Raw genomic sequence first — 16609 nt, 5'->3', positions numbered from 1 at the left:
GACATACAGCGAATGAAGGCCTGCGAATGAAGGTACTGGTAATTGGAGGAGGGGGCCGCGAACACGCCTTGGCGTGGCGCCTGGCGCAGGCCAACCGGGTCAGCCGCGTGTACGTGGCGCCGGGCAATGGCGGCACCATGAGCGACGAGCGCTACGACTGCATCGACATCACCGAGCCCGCCGCGCTGCGCGAGTGGGCCATGAAGGAAAAGATCGCTCTGACCGTGGTCGGCCCCGAGGCGCCATTGGCTGCCGGCGTGGTGGATGAATTCCGCGCGCACGGCCTGCGCATCTTCGGCCCCACGCAGGCCGCGGCGCAGCTGGAAAGCTCCAAGGCGTTCTCCAAGGCGTTCATGAAGCGCCACAAGATTCCCACGGCCGAGTACGAGGCCTTTACCGACGCGGCCGCGGCCCACGCGTACATCGATGTCAAGGGCGCACCCATCGTCGTCAAGGCCGACGGCCTCGCTGCCGGCAAGGGCGTGGTGGTGGCCATGACCGCGCAAGAGGCGCACGAGGCCGTCGACTTCATGCTGGTCGACAACAAGTTCGGCGTGTCGCACAACGACGGCGGTGCGCGCGTCGTCATCGAAGAGTTCCTGCAGGGCGAAGAAGCCAGCTTCATCGTGCTGTGCGACGGCAAGAACGTGACCGCGCTGGCCACCAGCCAGGACCACAAGCGCCTGCTCGACAACGACGAAGGCCCCAACACCGGCGGCATGGGGGCCTATTCGCCCGCGCCGGTGGTCACGGCCGAGGTGCACGCGCGTGCCATGCGCGAGATCATCCTGCCGACGATTCGCGGCATGGAAAAAGACGGCATTCCGTACACCGGTTTTCTCTATGCCGGCCTCATGATCGATCCGTCGGGCCACCCCAAGACGCTCGAGTTCAACTGCCGCATGGGCGATCCCGAGACGCAGCCGATCATGATGCGGCTCAAGTCCGACCTGTTCGAAGTGTTCTGGCACGCGACCGACGGCACGCTCGACCAGGTCGAGCTGCAGTGGGACCGGCGCGTGGCGCTGGGTGTGGTGATGGCGGCGCACGGCTACCCGCTCTCGCCGCGCAAGGGCGACCGCATCACGGGCATTCCGGCCGAGGCGCCCGATGCCGTGGTGTTCCATGCCGGCACCACGCAGCAAGACGGCGAACTCAAGACCAGCGGTGGCCGCGTGCTTTGCGTGACCGTATTGGCGGACAGCGTGAAGCTCGCGCAGCAGCGGGCTTATGAAGTGGCGGCGCGCATCAACTTCGACGGCGCGCAGTACCGCAAGGACATCGGGTACCGGGCGGTTCACGCGCGCAACAACCCGCAGGCTTGATGCAGCAGACCAATCCGGCAGCAGTCGGCGACTACCTGCGCGGCCTTCAGCAGCAGATCGTCGAAGCGGTAGAAGCAGCGGACGGCGGCGCCTGCACGCGCGATGCCTGGCAAAAAGAACCCGGAGAAAGCCTGCAAGGCCACGGCCTTACCTGCATTCTCGAAGGCGGAGAGCTGTTCGAGCGGGCGGGCTGCGGTTTTTCGCAGGTGCGCGGGCCCAGGCTGCCGCCTTCAGCCACGCAGAACAGGCCTGAACTCGCGGGCGCCCCCTTCGAGGCCATGGGCGTTTCGCTGGTGTTCCACCCGCGCAATCCTTACGTGCCCATCGTTCACATGAACGTGCGCATGCTGGCCGCGTTGCCTGAGGGCAAGGACCCGGTGTGCTGGTTCGGCGGCGGCATGGACCTGACGCCTTGCTACGGCTTCGAGGAAGACGCGGTGCACTTTCACACCGCATGCCGCGATTCGCTCGCTGCATTCGGCGACGACAAATACCCGCGCTTCAAGACGTGGTGCGACGAGTATTTCTTTCTGAAGCACCGCAATGAGCAGCGCGGCATCGGCGGCATCTTTTTCGACGACTTTTCCGAAGGCGGTTTCGAGAACGGTTTTGCCATGCTGCGTTCCGTGGGCAATGCTTTTCTGCCGGCTTACATGCCCATCGTAGAGCGCCGCCGCGGCATGCCGTGGGGCGAGCGCGAACGGGCGTTTCAGCTGTACCGGCGCGGGCGGTACGTCGAGTTCAACCTGGTGTGGGACCGCGGCACGCACTTCGGGCTGCAATCGGGCGGGCGCACCGAATCGATCCTGCTGTCGATGCCGCCGCTTGCAAGCTGGGCCTATCGCCAGCAACCCGAACCTGGCAGCCCCGAAGCCGCGCTGTACAGCGACTTCATCGTGCGGCGCGACTGGTTGTGAGTTTCTCCGGCGCTCCGCGCATCGGCGTTTTCGGCGGCGCATTCGATCCGCCTCACAACGCCCACGTGGCCCTGGCCGAAGCAGCGCTTTCGCAGCTCGGCCTGGCCGAACTGCACATCATTCCTACTGGCCAGGCTTGGCACAAGAGCCGCACGCTCACGCCGGCGCAAGACCGTCTTGCGATGGCGCGGCTGGCTTTTGCAGGGCTTGCGGGCACCGTGGTGGTCGACAGCCGCGAAGTGTTGCGCGACGGCCCCACTTACACGCTCGATACTCTGCATGAGTTGCGGAATGAACAACCCGGCGCGCAGCTGGTCTTGATCATGGGTGCCGACCAGGCCACCGCCTTGCCCACATGGCACGGCTGGCAGGCTATACTCGGCATTGCTATTGTTTCTGTAGCGTATCGCGCACTATCGACGGGCGGCATTGCTCGTTTTGATCCGAAAATGCTGCCCGGCCTTCCGGCTGGCGCACGTTTCGAAGCGCTCGAATTACCGGCCATGGACACCAGCGCCACCGAAATCCGGCGGCGCGCGGCGCTTGGCGAGGACATTTCCTCGCTGGTTCCGTCCGCCGTTGCACGCTATATTGACCAACACCACCTTTACCGCCCTGCCTGATGACCACTGAAGCCGCCGCCAAGAAAGACACCCAAAAACTCCAGCGAGCCATCATCGATGGACTCGAAGACGTCAAGGCGCAGGACATTCAGGTTTTCGACACAGAGCATCTTTCGCCGCTGTTCGAGCGCGTGATCGTTGCCTCGGGCACCTCCAACCGCCAGACCAAGGCGCTGGCCGCGAGCGTTCGCGACGCGGTGCGCGAGGCCGGCTTCGGCAAGCCGCGCATCGAGGGCGAGGACAACGGCGAGTGGATCATCGTGGACTGCGGCGCAGCCGTGGCGCACATCATGCAGCCCGCCATCCGCCAGTACTACCACCTCGAAGAGATCTGGGGCGACAAGCCCGTGCGCGCAAAGCTCGGCGGCACCAAGCCCGCCCTTGCAACCGCCGCCAAGGTGACCGAAGAGAAGAAGCCCGTCGCCGCCAAGATGCCCAACCTGCGCCGTACCAGCGCGGCCAAGACCGCCATTCGCGCGGCCGAGCAAGAGGCCAAGGCCGAAAAGGCCAGCCGGAGCCCGGCGAAGAAAACCGCCGCGAAGAAGGCGCCTGCCAAGAACGCTCCCGCCAAGAAGACCACGACCGCGCGCGTGCCGGTCAAGGTCGTCGGCAAGCCCGCCGCGAAGAAGCCCGCGGCAAAGAAGGCGCCTGCCAAGAAGGCGCCAGCGCGCCGCGCATGAAGCTCCTGGTGGTCGCCGTCGGGCAGCGCATGCCCGACTGGGCGCAGACTGCCTGGGACGACTACGCCAAGCGCTTCCCGCCGGAGCTCAAGCTCGAGCTGCGTGCGGTCAAGACCGAACCCCGCGGCTCCAAGTCGCTCGAAACCCTTTACGCCGCTGAACGCGAGCGCATCGAAGGCGCCATTGCAAGGGGCATGCGCATCGTTGTGCTCGACGAGCGCGGCACCGCGCTCACCACCAAGGCACTGGCCGCGCGCCTGCAAAGTTGGCAAGGCGAGGGCGATGACGTCGCGCTCGTCATTGGCGGGCCCGACGGGCTCGACCCGGCTTTCAAGGCTGCGGCACATGAACGCATTCGCTTGTCCGACCTGACCCTGCCGCACGCCATGGCGCGCGTGCTGCTGGTCGAGCAGCTGTACCGGGCCTGGTCCGTCAACGCGGGCCATCCGTACCACCGGGAATGACACCAGACTTCATCTATCTCGCGTCGCAGAGCCCGCGCCGTGCCCAACTGCTCGGCCAACTTGGCGTTCGCCACGAACTGCTGCTTGCCGGCCCCGATGAAGACGCCGAATCGCTCGAAGCGGCGTTGCCCAACGAATCGCCCACCGCCTATGTGCAGCGCGTCACAGGGCTCAAGCTCGACGCTGCCGTTGCGCGGCGCAAGCGCCACGGCCTGGCCGATGCGCCGGTGCTCTGCGCAGACACCACGGTCGCGCTGGGCCGCACGATTCTCGGCAAGCCCGAAGACGCGCGCGACGCCGAGCGCATGCTCGCGTTGTTCTCCGGCGCCACGCACCGCGTGCTGACGGCCGTCGCGCTGCAGCACGGCCGCCGCCGCCACGCCGCGCTCAGCGTTTCGCGCGTGCGCTTCGCGGCCATCGGCAAGAAGCAGATCGCGCGCTATGCCGCAAGCGGCGAGCCGCTCGGCAAGGCCGGCGCCTACGCAATTCAAGGGGCGGCGGCTGCGTTCATCGAACACATCAGCGGGTCCTATTCGGGCATCATGGGACTCCCGATGTTCGAGACCGCGCAGCTCCTTCGCAGCGCCGGTTTCAATACCTGAGAACTCCATGCAAGACATCCTGATCAACTGGTCCCCGCAAGAGACCCGTGTGGCGCTGGTCGAGCACGGCGCCGTGCAAGAGCTGCACATCGAACGCACGCTGGAGCGTGGGCTGGTCGGCAACATCTACCTGGGCAAGGTCTCGCGCGTGCTGCCGGGCATGCAGTCGGCCTTCATCGACATCGGCCTGGAACGCACGGCCTTCCTGCATGTGGCCGACATTGTGGCGCCGTTCACGCCGGGCTCGCGGCCGAGCGCACCCGCGCCCGACCGCGACCACCGCAACGGCGGGCCGATGGTGCCCATCGAGAAGCAGGTGTTCGAAGGCCAGTCGCTCCTGGTGCAGGTGATCAAGGACCCGATCGGTACCAAGGGTGCGCGGCTCTCGACGCAGATCAGCATTGCGGGCCGGCTGCTGGTGTTCTTGCCGCAAGACAACCACATCGGCGTTTCACAGAAGATTCCTTCGGACCAGCGCGAATCGTTGCGCACCCGAATGCTGGCGCTGATCGAGGCTGCCGCGGCAGCCGACAGCGGCGGCGTGGTGCCGGCCAACACTGGGGGCTTCATTCTGCGCACCAACGGCGAAGACTCGTCCGATGCCGAACTGGCCGAAGACATCGCCTACCTTCGCAAGACTTGGTCTCGCATTCGCGATTCGTCGGGCAAGGTGCCGCCCATGTCGCTGCTGCACCAGGACTTGAGCCTGCTGCAGCGCGTGCTGCGCGACATGACCAGCGAAGACACGCAGACCATCCGCATCGATTCGCGCGAGCAGTTCGAGGTGCTGCTGAAGTTCGGGCTCGAATACATGCCCCAGGCGGCCGGCAAGCTTCAGCACTACAAGGGCGAGCGGCCGATCTTCGACCTGTATTCGGTCGACGAGGAAATTGCGAAAGCACTGGGTCGGCGGGTCGATCTCAAGTCGGGCGGCTACCTGGTGGTCGACCAGACCGAGGCGCTCACCACGGTGGACGTGAACACAGGCGGCTTTGTGGGCGCGCGCAATTTCGACGACACCATTTTCAAGACCAATCTCGAGGCGGCGCAGGCCATTGCGAGGCAGCTGCGGCTGCGCAACCTGGGCGGGATCATCATCGTCGACTTCATCGACATGGGGCGCGACGACCATCGCGAGCAGGTGCTGGCGGAGTTTCGCAAGCAGCTCGCGCGCGACCGCGTCAAGACCACCGCGGGAGGCTTCTCGCAGCTTGGGCTGGTCGAGATGACGCGAAAGCGCACGCGCGAATCGCTGGCGCACATGTTGTGCGAGCCCTGCGCGGCGTGCGGCGGGCAAGGCATCGTGAAAACGGCGCGCAGCGTGGCCTACGACGTGATGCGCGAGATATTGCGCGAGGCGCGGCAGTTCACGCCGCGCGAATTCCGCATCGTTTCATCGCCGCAGGTGATCGAACTGTTCCTGGACGAAGAAAGCCAGCACCTTGCGGGCTTGAGCGACTTCATTGGCAAGCCTATTTCATTGCAGGCCGAGCCCGCCATCGGGCAAGGGCAATACGACATCGTATTGCTCTGACCCGAAGGCCTCGGTTCAGAGCGTCGGGTCCTGTCCCGGCGTTGCACTGCGCACAGCCAGCGTCTGCAGGCGTGCATAGAGCCCGTCGAGCGCCATCAGCTGTTCATGGCTGCCTTGCTCGGCAATGCGGCCCTTTTCCATCACGATGATGCGGTCGGCATGCTGGATGGTCGAGAGCCGGTGCGCCACGATCAGCGTGGTGCGGTTCTGCATCAGGCGCTGCAGGGCGTCTTGCACCAGCCGTTCCGATTCGGTGTCGAGCGCGGAGGTGGCTTCGTCGAGCAGCAGGATGGGCGCGTTCTTGTAGAGCGCGCGCGCAATCGCCAGGCGCTGCCGCTGGCCACCCGAAAGCTGCGTGGCGTTGTGGCCGAGCACGGTGTCGATGCCCAGCGGCAGGCTCTCCACATGGCTGGACAGGTTCGCTGCATCTATGCACTGCTGCACCCGGTCGCGATATATCTCGGAGCCCAGCGCCACGTTGGCGGCCAGCGTGTCGTTGAGCATCACCACGTCCTGGCTCACCATGGCGAACTGCGCGCGCAGGCTCTTGAGCTCCCATTCGGCGGTGTCGTGGCCGTCGAGCAGCACCTGCCCGCCGCTCGGCAGCACGAAGCGCGGCAACAGGTTGACCAGCGTGGTCTTGCCGGAGCCCGAGGGGCCGACGAAAGCCACCACTTGCCCGGGCTCGATGGCAAGGCTCACGCCGTTGAGCGCGCGGGCTTCGTCTTCGCCGCGGTAGCTGACCACCGCATCGCGCAGCTCGATGCGGCCTTGCGCACGCTCGATGCGGAAGCTGCCTTGCGGCTCGGGGGACACATCGTCGATCAGCACCAGGCCGCGCTCGAGGGCGGCCAGGCCGCGGGTGATGGGCGCGGCCATGTCCGCGAGGCGGCGAATGGGCGCAATCAGCATCAGCATGGCGGTGATGTAGGCGACGAAACCGCCCACCGTGAGGCCTTGCTCGCCGCTTTGCCAGAGCGCAATCATCACCACCACCGACAGCGCAAGCGACGCCATCATCTGCGTGAGCGGCGTCGTGGCTGCCTGCGCGATGGTCGACTTCACGGCCAGCCGGTTCAGGCGCTGGCTCAGCTGCTCGAAGCGTTCGCCTTGCGCTTCTTCGGCGCCGTGCAGCCGCACCATGCGGTGCGCGAGCACGTTTTCTTCCACCACGTAAGCCAACTCGTCGGTGGCTTGCTGGCCTTGCTGCGTCAGGCGATAGAGGCGCTTGGAGAACACCTTCATGATCCACGAGATGCTCGGCACCAGGAAGGCGACGATGAGCGTGAGCTTCCAGTTCAGGTAGACCAGGTAGGCGAGCAGCGCAACCAGCGTGAAGCCGTCGCGCGAAAGCCCGAGCAGCGCCTGCACCAGCAGCATGGAGCCGGTCTGCACCTCATACACCACCGTGTTGGAAAGCGCGCTGGCCGACTGGCGTGAGAACAGCGCCAGCTCGGCCCCGAGCAGCCGCTGGAACAGCACGCGCCGCAGCCGCTGCATGCCTTCGTTGGCAATGCGCGAGAGCGCGTATTGGGAAATGAACTGCGCAATGCCGCGCACCGCAAACAGCAGCAGCACGGCAGCGGGCACCATCCAAAGCGCCAACTGGCCGCGGTTGAATCCGCGGTCGAGCAGCGGCTTGAGCAGGGCGGCCATCAAGGGCTCGGTAATCGCGGCCATCAGGGCGCCGACGATCCCGACGGCCCACCAATGGCGTGAGCCGCCGAACCAGGTCATGAGGCGCGCCAGCCGGCGAATCAGGGGAGGGCGTGCGGTCTCACTGCCGGGGGATGCTTGCATGGCGGCGGATTCTACGGGGCGCCCAAACAGGCCTTCAGCAAGGTGTCATGTAGGACCGCGCCGCCCAATACACGTTTTGTGACGGCACGATCAAACCAGTGTGTAACATGTGGCCCGTCGCATCGGGTAGAACTTTTTTCCCCGAAACATCTCCGAACCGCATGAACAAGCCGTTGCCAGTTTCCATTCCAACTCCTTCTTCATCGTTTTTTGCACGCCGCGGTCTTGTCGCGGCTCTTGCTGCAACTCCCATGCTGCCCGCGCTCGCCCAGTTCCGGGTCGAGGTGTCGGGCGTCGGGCTGACGCAGTTGCCCATTGCGCTGGTCCCGTTCAAGGGCCAGGACGCCTCGCCCCAGAAAATTTCCGAGATCGTGCAGGCCGACCTCGAACGCAGCGGCCAGTTTCGCGGCGTCGATGCCTCCGGCCAGGCGCTCGACGAAGCCTCGCGCCCCGACCTCGCGCTGTGGCGACAGCGCACCGCGGATTCGCTGGTGGTCGGCAGCGTCACGCGGCTGGGTGACGGCCGCTTCGACGTGCGCTTTCGCCTCTGGGACGTGGTGCGCGGACAGGATCTCGGCGGCCAGAGCTACACCGTTCCGCAGGGCGACCTGAGGCTCGCGTCGCACCGCATTGCAGACTACGTCTATGAAAAGCTGACCGGCGACAAGGGCATCTTCTCGACCCGCATCGCCTACGTGACCAAGGGCGGCAGCCGCTATTCGCTGTGGGTGGCGGACGCCGACGGCGAGAACGCGCAGGCCGCGCTCGCGAGCCCGGAACCCATCATTTCGCCCGTGTGGTCGTCCAACGGCCAGCAACTCGCGTATGTGTCCTTCGAATCGCGCAAGCCCGTGGTGTACGTGCACAACGTGGCCAGCGGCCAGCGCCGCCTGCTTGCAAACTTTCGCGGCTCCAACAGCGCGCCGGCATGGGCACCCGACGGCAACTCGCTGGCGGTTACGCTCAGCCGTGACGGCGGCTCGCAGCTCTACACCATCGCGGCCAGCGGCGGCGAGCCGCGACGCCTGACGCAGAGCGCCAGCATCGACACCGAGCCGGTCTACTCGGCCGACGGCAGCACGATCTACTTCGTGAGCGACCGCGGCGGTGCTCCCCAGATCTACAAGATGAGCGCCGGAGGCGGCGCGCCAACCCGTGTCACCTTCAGTGGCACCTACAACATTTCTCCTTCTGTCAGCGGCGATGGTCGGTGGTTGGCCTACATCTCCCGCGTTGGCGGTGCCTTCAAACTCCACGTGATGGAGTTGGCAACCGGCAATGTCTCGGCCATCACCGACACCTCGGCAGACGAGAGCCCAAGCTTTGCCCCCAATAGCAAGCTGATCGTCTACGCAACGCACCTGCAAGGCCGCGAAGCGCTCATGACGACCACGCTGGACGGAAAAATCAAGGCACGGCTGGCGGGGCAGGCGGGAGACATTAGAGAACCGGACTGGGGTCCGTTTCAAAAGCAATGACCAAGGTTTATTTGAGGAGTACCCAATGTTGAAACGTACGATTTATTCGCTGGCCATCGTGGCTCTGATTGCTGGCTGCTCGTCGGGCACCAAGCTCAACGACACACCGGTGACCGACCGCTCCGGAACCGCCGGCAGCCAGCAGGGCAGCGCCAGCGGCGTCGCGCCCGTCACCATCGACCCCAATGCCGGCACCGCGCAAGGGCCGGTCGGTATCGAACGCATCGTCTATTTCGACTACGACAGCTACACGGTCAAGCCCGAGTTCCAGTCCCTGATCGACGGCCATGCCCGTTTCCTCAAGGCCAATCCGCAGCGCCGCGTTTCCATTGAAGGCCACACCGACGAGCGTGGCGGCCGCGAGTACAACCTTGCGCTGGGCCAGAAGCGTTCCGAAGCCGTCCGCCGCTCGCTGACGCTGCTGGGCGTGAACGATGCCCAGATCGAAGCCGTGAGCTTCGGCAAGGAAAAGCCGGCGGCTCAGGGCTCGGGCGAAGACGTCTGGGCTCAGAACCGCCGCGCTGAACTCCGCTACACCCGGTGATGCAACACGCTCTATTGCGAGGCGCGGCACTGGCTGCCGCCTTGCTCTGCGTTTCGGCGGGCTCGCAAGCCGCGTTGTTCGAGGATGACGAGGCGCGCCGCGCCATCCTCGACCTGCGGCAGCGTGTCGAAGCCATGCGCCAGCAGACCGACCAGCGGCTGACCGACGAAAACGGCCAGCTGCGCCGCAGCCTGCTCGACCTGCAAAACCAGATCGAGCAGATGCGGGGCGATCTTGCGCGCATGACCGGCCAGAACGAGCAGCTGCAGCGCACGCTGAGCGAAATGCAGTCCCGCCAGAGCACCATCGACGACCGGCTGAAGCAGAACGAACCCACGAAGGTTTCGGTGGACGGACGCGAGTTCACCGCCGACCCCAAGGAAAAAGCCGACTTCGACGCCGCGCTCGGCATCTTCCGTGCGGGGCAGTTCGCGCAGGCGCAGACCGCCTTCGCGGAGTTCGTCAAGCGCTACCCGCAGAGCGGCTACAACGCCTCCGCGTTGTTCTGGCTCGGCAATGCGCAGTACGCCACGCGCAACTACAACGAGGCCATTGCGAACTTCCGCTCCATGCTGTCGCTCGCGCCCGACCACGCCAAGGCTCCCGAGGCCGTGCTGTCGATCGCGAACTGCCAGATCGAGCTGAAGGACACGCGCGCCGCGCGTCGCACGCTGGAAGACCTGACCAAGGCCTATCCGCAATCCGAAGCCGCCCAGGCGGGCCGCGAGCGCCTCTCGCGCCTGCGTTGAAGCCGGCGGAGCACTCCGCTTGAATGCAATCCTTCCGGAAGCACTGAACGCCGCCGCGGCTGTCGTCACCGACACCGCTGCGCCTGACTTTGCGCGCCGCTTCGGCGGCCTCGAACGCCTCTATGGCGTGGCGGGCGCCGCGCGCATCCGCAACGCGCATGTGCTCGTCGTCGGCATCGGTGGCGTCGGCTCCTGGGCGGTCGAAGCCCTGGCGCGCAGCGGAGTGGGGCGGCTGACGCTGATCGACCTCGACCACGTCTCGGAGTCGAACATCAACCGCCAGATCCACGCGCTCGATTCGACCGTAGGGCAAGCCAAGGTCGAGGCGATGCGCGATCGCATTGCGCAGATCAACCCCGAGTGCAAGGTGTTCGCCATCGACGAATTCGTCGAGCCCGGCAACTGGACTGCGCTGCTGGATGCGTCGCAGGCCGAGAACGGGCCCGCAACCGCCGTCATCGATGCATGCGACCAGGTGAAGGCCAAGCTCGCGATGGCGGCATGGGCACGCGCATCGCGCGCCGCCTTCGTCACCGTGGGTGCGGCCGGCGGCAAGCGGCAGGCGCACAAGGTCGACATCGACGAACTTTCGCTCGTCACGCACGACCCGCTGCTTGCCCAACTGCGCCAGCGCCTGCGCAAGGAACACGGCGCACCACGCGAAGGCCGCAAGATCGGCGTGGCCTGCGTCTTCAGCCGCGAAAGCGTGGCACCCCCCGATGCCTCCTGCGCCATCGAAGGCGACGGCTCGCTCAACTGCCATGGCTACGGTTCAGTGGTGAGCGTGACGGCCACTTTCGGCCAATGCGCCGCAGGTTGGGTTCTCGACAAAATCGCGGGCAACGTCGCGCTATAATCTTTGGCTTTGCCGGATTCAACTCTGGCAAAGAAGCGAAAAAGAAAATGGTTCCGGGACGTTAGCTCAGTTGGTAGAGCAGCGGACTTTTAATCCGTTGGTCACTGGTTCGAATCCAGTACGTCCTACCACCCGAATCGCGTGAATATTGAAAGCCTGCTGTCGAGAGATAGCAGGCTTTTTTGTTGCCAAAAAAACAGCCCGCACAAGGGCGGGCTGGAAGGTGACCTGCTGGAGGAGGGAGGATCAGAGAGGATGCAGGCCACGGGGAGAAGGAGCCTCTACTGTGCCCGCCGAACCTGCACGCAACCTGACCTGGCGCGTGCGTCAGTCTTCGTCTTCCCACTTGCCGATGACGGTGCCCAGCACGATGAACTCCGCGCGGATCGGCTCGTGCCTGGGGTTCAACGGCAGCAGCCAGCGGCGGCCGTCTTCTTCCTTGAAGACCTTGAACGTGACCTCGTTGTTCGACTCGAGCCTGGCGATGATGCGTTCGCCGTCGGCGGGCGCTGTTCGCAGCGTGTCGACGAAGATGATCGATTCCGCGGGGTAGCTCTTCAGGTGGCCGTGCGGGGCGGTCATGCTGTCGCCGCGCACGCGCAATGCATAGGTGTTGCCGGCGCTGTGATGCGCAACGCAGGGAATCCATCGCTCGGCATCGATCGGACCTCGGCCGCCGCCGCCGGCCCATGCGGCCGCCTGCGTCCATGCAATGAGCGGCACCGTACCGGGCGTGCCCGGGCTGAATGAAGGGCTCGAGGGCGGCGTTCGCGTGACGCGGTACGGGCCGGGAGGTTCATTGGCGTTGTCTCGGGCCGGACGCAGCTGCACTTCGTCCCATGGAGCGGGGCCGTCGCCGGTGTCGAGCCAATTGGGGTCGACGCGGTACGCGCGAGCCAGGGCGAGCAGGCCCATCGAGCGGCCGGTGTCGCCCCGTTCGATCTTCGAGATGTTCGACTGCTTGACGCCCGAAGCGGCTTCGGCCTGCTTCTGGGTCATCTTGGCGTATTTGCGTGCTGCCAGTGCACGCGCTGCAATAGTCTCCATGGGCGCAGATTTAAGCGCAGGCGAATATTCAACTTGGACTCTAGAATAGTTGAAAGGGAGTATTTGCCATGAAACCACGCAAGTTGGTGCTGGCGCCGAAAGCCTCAGGGCCAACGCAAAAGCAGACGGAAAAACGAGCGCGCGGCATAAAGCCGTGCCACGGTCAGGTTCACCCCATGGGCTGAACCATGCAAAAGCCATCGACACCGGGCCTGTGGCTCGACCGGGCGCTTTGCGCGCTGTTGGCGCTGCTGTCTGCCGCAGCGCTCTTCTACGGAATTCGCCTGCGTGACTACGGCCTGGGCGGGCTGGCCATTTCAGGTCTGGTCACCGCGGCTTGCGTCGGCCTTGCGCTGTTCGACGACTGCGCCTTCAGGCGGGCGCGTGCGGTTCGGGAGGCGATAAGGCGAGGGTCGAGCTGACGCGCACGCAGTCCTTGATGTGCTGCTCGCCCAACGCACGCAAGGCGGCGTAGCCTAACGCGGCCGAAACGATCTGCCCGGCAATCGGCACGTACTTGGCGGCTTGCTTGGCCGTGAGCTTCACGCCGGCATGCCTGGCGAGCTTGATCAGCAGGTCGCGCGTGACCAGCCGGCCCACCAGCAGGGCGCCAACCGTGGTGGCAGCCTTCTGGATGCGCTCGCGCTGGTGCGGCGCGAGCTTTTCGACCTGGGTGACCGAAAGGCCGAACTCGGCGCTGATCTGCGGCACGAGCCGCGAGAGCAGGGCGGCATCGGCCGCCCAGTCGACGCCGGGCACCGGAATGGCGCTGGCGGCAGCGGCCATCAGGGCCTTGCGGCCGATCAGCCGGCGGCTGCGGTGGACCGCGGCAATGAGCTTTTCGTCACCCCGGGCCAGTTCGATGGCGGACGGCATGGCGCGTGTCTCCTTTGCAGGTTCGGTTCAGGCCGCCAGCGCCTCGAGCTGGTCGGACAGGGCCAGCCAGCGCTCCTCGAGGCGGCCGATTTCTTCGTTGAGGATTTTCAGCCGCTTGCCTGCTTCGGCAATTTCAGCCGACGGCAGCGGCTGCGCAAGGCGCGCCTCCAGCGCCGTGCGTTCGGCGCCTGCCGCGCCCAGGCGTTCGTCGATCTGCGCAATTTCGCGCTTGATGGGCTTGGCCTGGTCGCTGCGTTGCTGGCGGCCCTGGGCGTCTTGCTTGCGCTGCTGCGGGTTCTTGCTGGCGGCAGCGGATTCGCTCTCGGCGGCAGCCGGCGCAGGCGCAGCCACGGCGGGTGCAGCGGCACTTGCGGCCTCGCGCACGGCCACCTTGGCCTCTTCGCGCAGCCGCTTGGCTTCGTCGAGCAGGTAGCGCTGGTAGTCGTCGAGGTCGCCGTCGAAATCGGTGACCACACCGCGGCCCACCAGCCAGAATTCGTCGCACACCGAGCGCAGCAGCGCACGGTCGTGGCTCACGAGCATCAGCGTGCCTTCGAACTCGTTCAGGGCCACGGCCAGGGCCTCGCGGGTGGCCAGGTCCAGGTGGTTGGTGGGCTCGTCCAGCAGCAGCAGGTTGGGGCGCTGCCACACCATCATCGCGAGCACCAGCCGCGCCTTTTCGCCGCCGCTCATGGTGCCCACGGGCTGCTTCACCATGTCGCCGCTGAAGTTGAAGCTGCCCAGGAAGCCGCGCAAGGCCTGCTCGCCGGTGGCCTCTTTCACGCTGCTGCCGAGCTCGCGCGCCATGCGCACCATGTGCTCGAGCGGTGTGTCCTGCGGGCGCAGCACGTCGAGTTCCTGCTGCGCAAAGTAGCCGATGTTCAGGCCCTTGCCTTCGGTCACCTGGCCGGCCAGCGCGCCCATTTCGCGCGCGATGGTCTTCACCAGGGTCGACTTGCCCTGGCCGTTGGCGCCCAGAATGCCGATGCGCTGGCCCGCCAGCACCGAGCGGCTGACGCTGCGCAGAATGGTCTTGGGCTCTTCGCCTTCGATCTCATAGCCGAAGCTCGCATTGCTGATCGAGAGCATCGGGTTCGGAATGTTGCCGGGCTCCTTGAACTCGAAGGTGAAGTCCGCTTCGGCCAGCAGCGGCGCCACGCGCTCCATGCGCTCCAGCGCCTTGACGCGGCTTTGCGCCTGCTTGGCCTTGCTGGCCTTGGCCTTGAAGCGGTCGATGAACTTCTGCAGGTGGGCGATCTTGTCCTGCTGCTTGCTGAAGGCGACTTGCTGCTGCTCCATCTGCAGCGCGCGCATGTCCTCGAACTTGCTGTAGTTGCCGCCGTAGCGCGTGAGCTGGGCGTTGGCAATGTGCAGGGTCACGTCGGTCACCGCATCGAGAAACTCGCGGTCGTGGCTGATGACGATCATGGTGCCGGCGTATTTCTGCAGCCAGGCTTCAAGCCAGACGAGCGCGTCCAGGTCCAGGTGGTTGGTGGGTTCGTCGAGCAAAAGCAGGTCGCTTGGGCACATCAGCGCGCGGGCCAGCTGCAGGCGCATGCGCCAACCGCCCGAGAAGCTGTTCACGGGCTCGTCGAGCTCATGCGACTTGAAGCCCAGGCCAAGAATCAGCGCCTGCGCGCGCGGCACTGCGTCGTGTTCGCCGGCATCGGCCAGGTCGGTGTACGCGTGGGCCAGTTCCATGCCGATGTCGCCATCGTCGGGGTTAGCCTCGTAGGCGGCCTCGATGGCGGCCAGCTTCTCGCGCAGCTCGGTCAGGCGGGTGTCGCCGCCCACCACGAATTCGGTAGCCGACTCGTCGGTTTCGGGCATGTTCTGTGCCACCTGGGCCATGCGCCAGTGCTTGGGCACCGAAAAGTCGCCGCCGTCTTCGTGCAGCGTGCCGTTGAGCAGCGCGAACAGCGTCGACTTGCCCGCGCCGTTGCGGCCCACCAGGCCGACCTTTTCACCGGGGTTGAGAGTGACGGTGGCGCCGTCGAGCAGAACCTTGGCGCTGCGGCGAAGAATGACGTTTTTGAGAGTAATCATGAAATAGGAACCGTAGGGGCGATTATCCCGCCCAGCCCCGGACGGCCTGGCGCAAAGGGGCATAGGGGCGAAGAGCGCCCGATAAAGGGGCCGCAGCGCAGGCTGCGGAAAGCGGTGGAGGGGCTTGGCCGGCGCAGCTAACGCGCGCCGGCGCCGGCCAGCAGGGCGGCGCGGGTGACCAGCAAGACCTGGTCCTCGCCCGCCGACGTTTCGAGCCACACCACCTCGAGCTGCGGAAACGCCGCCTCGAAGTAGTCGCGCTCGTTGCCGATTTCAAGCACCAGCACCGCCTGCTCGCTCATGCGCGAAGGCGCGTCGGCGAACAGCTGGCGCACAAAGTCCATGCCGTCGGTGCCGCCGGCCAGCGCCAGTTCAGGCTCGGCGCGGTATTCGGCGGGCAGGGCGGTCATGCTCGCGCTGTTCACATAGGGCGGGTTGCACAGCACCAGGTCGTAGGGGCCGGCTACCTTCTTGAGGCCGTCCGACTCGATCAGCGTCACGCGTGCGTCGAGCTGGTGCCGCGTCACGTTGATGGCGGCCACCTCGAGCGCTTCCACCGACAGGTCGGCGGCGTCCACCGTCACGTCCGGATAGGTCAGCGCCGCGAGCACGGCCAAGCTGCCGTTGCCGGTGCACAGGTCGAGCACGCGCTGCGTGTGTTCGCCGAGCCAATAGTCGATGCTGCCGTCTGCAATCAGTTCGGCAATGAAGCTGCGCGGCACGATGGCGCGCTCGTCCACATAGAAGGGCACGCCCTGCAACCAGGCTTCCTTCGTGAGATAGGCGGCGGGTTTGCGCGTGGCAATGCGCTCTTCGATGAGTGCTTGCACCTTGGCGGTATCGGCGGGGGACACGGGTGTGTCGGCCACCGCGTCCAGGTCGTCCAGCGGCAGCTTCAGGCGCCACAGCACGAGCCAAGCGGCTTCATCAAAGGCGTTGGCGGTGCCGTGGCCGAAGGCGACGCCGGCTTCTTCGAGTCGCTTTGCGCCGGCCTCGATGAGTTCGATGACCGTGCTCATGGATTTGCTCCTTCCCCTTTTGGGGGAAGGTTGGGATGGGGGCGGGCAG

17 protein-coding genes and 1 tRNA gene are annotated in these 16609 nt (G+C 65.8%); 13 read left to right on the top strand and 5 right to left on the bottom strand.

Translation table 11 applies throughout. From position 1 onward, the window contains the following. Positions 1–26 precede the first annotated feature (26 nt). The 7 genes from purD to rng are packed head-to-tail and all read left to right on the top strand — an operon-like array spanning position 27 to position 6145. Complete coding sequence (gene purD, locus V9L20_RS17640; protein ID WP_337297580.1) at positions 27–1325, top strand: phosphoribosylamine--glycine ligase; 1299 nt, start codon at positions 27–29, stop codon at positions 1323–1325. Further along, on the top strand, positions 1325–2242 hold the full coding sequence (hemF, locus tag V9L20_RS17635) for an oxygen-dependent coproporphyrinogen oxidase (RefSeq protein ID WP_337297579.1): 918 nt from the start codon (positions 1325–1327) through the stop codon (positions 2240–2242). The genes purD and hemF overlap by 1 nt, the downstream gene beginning before the upstream one ends. Then, on the top strand, positions 2239–2865 hold the full coding sequence (gene nadD, locus V9L20_RS17630; RefSeq protein ID WP_258506583.1) for a nicotinate (nicotinamide) nucleotide adenylyltransferase: 627 nt from the start codon (positions 2239–2241) through the stop codon (positions 2863–2865). The genes hemF and nadD overlap by 4 nt, the downstream gene beginning before the upstream one ends. Next, positions 2865–3545 carry a ribosome silencing factor gene (gene rsfS, locus V9L20_RS17625; protein WP_258506581.1) on the top strand — a complete coding sequence of 227 codons (681 nt, stop codon included), beginning with the start codon at positions 2865–2867 and terminating at the stop codon, positions 3543–3545. Before nadD ends, rsfS begins: the two co-directional genes overlap by 1 nt. Further along, positions 3542–4009 (top strand): 23S rRNA (pseudouridine(1915)-N(3))-methyltransferase RlmH, encoded by a 468-nt coding sequence (gene rlmH / locus V9L20_RS17620; RefSeq protein WP_081270496.1) that lies wholly within the window; start codon positions 3542–3544, stop codon positions 4007–4009. Before rsfS ends, rlmH begins: the two co-directional genes overlap by 4 nt. After that, positions 4006–4611, top strand: a complete 606-nt coding sequence (locus V9L20_RS17615) for a Maf family protein (protein ID WP_337297578.1) — start codon at positions 4006–4008, stop codon at positions 4609–4611. Before rlmH ends, V9L20_RS17615 begins: the two co-directional genes overlap by 4 nt. Positions 4612–4618: 7 nt before the next feature. Further along, positions 4619–6145, top strand: coding sequence for a ribonuclease G (rng, locus tag V9L20_RS17610; protein ID WP_258506570.1), 1527 nt, complete (start codon positions 4619–4621; stop codon positions 6143–6145). 15 nt (positions 6146–6160) lie between these two features. On the opposite strand, the gene msbA is transcribed toward rng, so the two are convergent. Beyond that, positions 6161–7945 (bottom strand): lipid A export permease/ATP-binding protein MsbA, encoded by a 1785-nt coding sequence (gene msbA / locus V9L20_RS17605; protein WP_337297577.1) that lies wholly within the window; start codon positions 7943–7945, stop codon positions 6161–6163. Positions 7946–8196: 251 nt separating this feature from the next. Here msbA and tolB point away from each other — a divergent pair, with 251 nt between their 5' ends. The 5 genes from tolB (at position 8197) to V9L20_RS17580 (ending at position 11703) form a co-directional block, all read left to right on the top strand. After that, complete coding sequence (tolB, locus tag V9L20_RS17600) at positions 8197–9423, top strand: Tol-Pal system beta propeller repeat protein TolB (RefSeq protein ID WP_258506567.1); 1227 nt, start codon at positions 8197–8199, stop codon at positions 9421–9423. A gap of 25 nt (positions 9424–9448) precedes the next feature. Beyond that, on the top strand, positions 9449–9967 hold the full coding sequence (gene pal, locus V9L20_RS17595; RefSeq protein ID WP_258506566.1) for a peptidoglycan-associated lipoprotein Pal: 519 nt from the start codon (positions 9449–9451) through the stop codon (positions 9965–9967). Next, positions 9967–10716, top strand: a complete 750-nt coding sequence (gene ybgF / locus V9L20_RS17590; protein ID WP_258506564.1) for a tol-pal system protein YbgF — start codon at positions 9967–9969, stop codon at positions 10714–10716. Before pal ends, ybgF begins: the two co-directional genes overlap by 1 nt. Before the next feature lie 19 nt (positions 10717–10735). Beyond that, entirely contained in the window at positions 10736–11572 is an 837-nt protein-coding gene (locus tag V9L20_RS17585; RefSeq protein ID WP_443098597.1) for a tRNA threonylcarbamoyladenosine dehydratase, read from the top strand. Positions 11573–11627: 55 nt separating this feature from the next. Beyond that, positions 11628–11703: transfer RNA gene (locus V9L20_RS17580), tRNA-Lys, on the top strand. Between the two features lie 196 nt (positions 11704–11899). Here V9L20_RS17580 and V9L20_RS17575 read toward each other — a convergent pair. Further along, positions 11900–12619, bottom strand: a complete 720-nt coding sequence (locus V9L20_RS17575; protein WP_337297576.1) for a helix-turn-helix domain-containing protein — start codon at positions 12617–12619, stop codon at positions 11900–11902. A 188-nt stretch (positions 12620–12807) separates the two neighbouring features. On the opposite strand from V9L20_RS17575, the gene V9L20_RS17570 reads away from it, so the two are divergent. After that, positions 12808–13041: a hypothetical protein gene (locus tag V9L20_RS17570; protein ID WP_337297575.1), complete on the top strand. Its 234-nt coding sequence runs from the start codon at positions 12808–12810 to the stop codon at positions 13039–13041. On the opposite strand, the gene V9L20_RS17565 is transcribed toward V9L20_RS17570, so the two are convergent. From V9L20_RS17565 to prmB, 3 genes are all read right to left on the bottom strand, one after another. Continuing rightward, the gene (locus V9L20_RS17565; RefSeq protein ID WP_157614029.1) at positions 12992–13495 is read right to left on the bottom strand and encodes a hypothetical protein; all 504 of its coding nucleotides are present in this window, start codon (positions 13493–13495) and stop codon (positions 12992–12994) included. The two genes, V9L20_RS17570 and V9L20_RS17565, sit on opposite strands and share 50 nt — an antisense overlap. A gap of 27 nt (positions 13496–13522) precedes the next feature. After that, positions 13523–15541, bottom strand: a complete 2019-nt coding sequence (locus tag V9L20_RS17560) for an ABC-F family ATP-binding cassette domain-containing protein (RefSeq protein WP_337297574.1) — start codon at positions 15539–15541, stop codon at positions 13523–13525. 137 nt (positions 15542–15678) lie between these two features. Further along, positions 15679–16560 (bottom strand): 50S ribosomal protein L3 N(5)-glutamine methyltransferase, encoded by an 882-nt coding sequence (gene prmB, locus V9L20_RS17555; protein WP_337297573.1) that lies wholly within the window; start codon positions 16558–16560, stop codon positions 15679–15681. Positions 16561–16609 lie beyond the last annotated feature (49 nt).

This window comes from Variovorax sp. CCNWLW225 (assembly GCF_037204045.1).
Classification (GTDB): Bacteria; Pseudomonadota; Gammaproteobacteria; order Burkholderiales; family Burkholderiaceae_C; genus Variovorax.
Note: the sequence above shows the minus strand (reverse complement) of the source record. Positions and strands in the feature narration are given on the sequence as shown.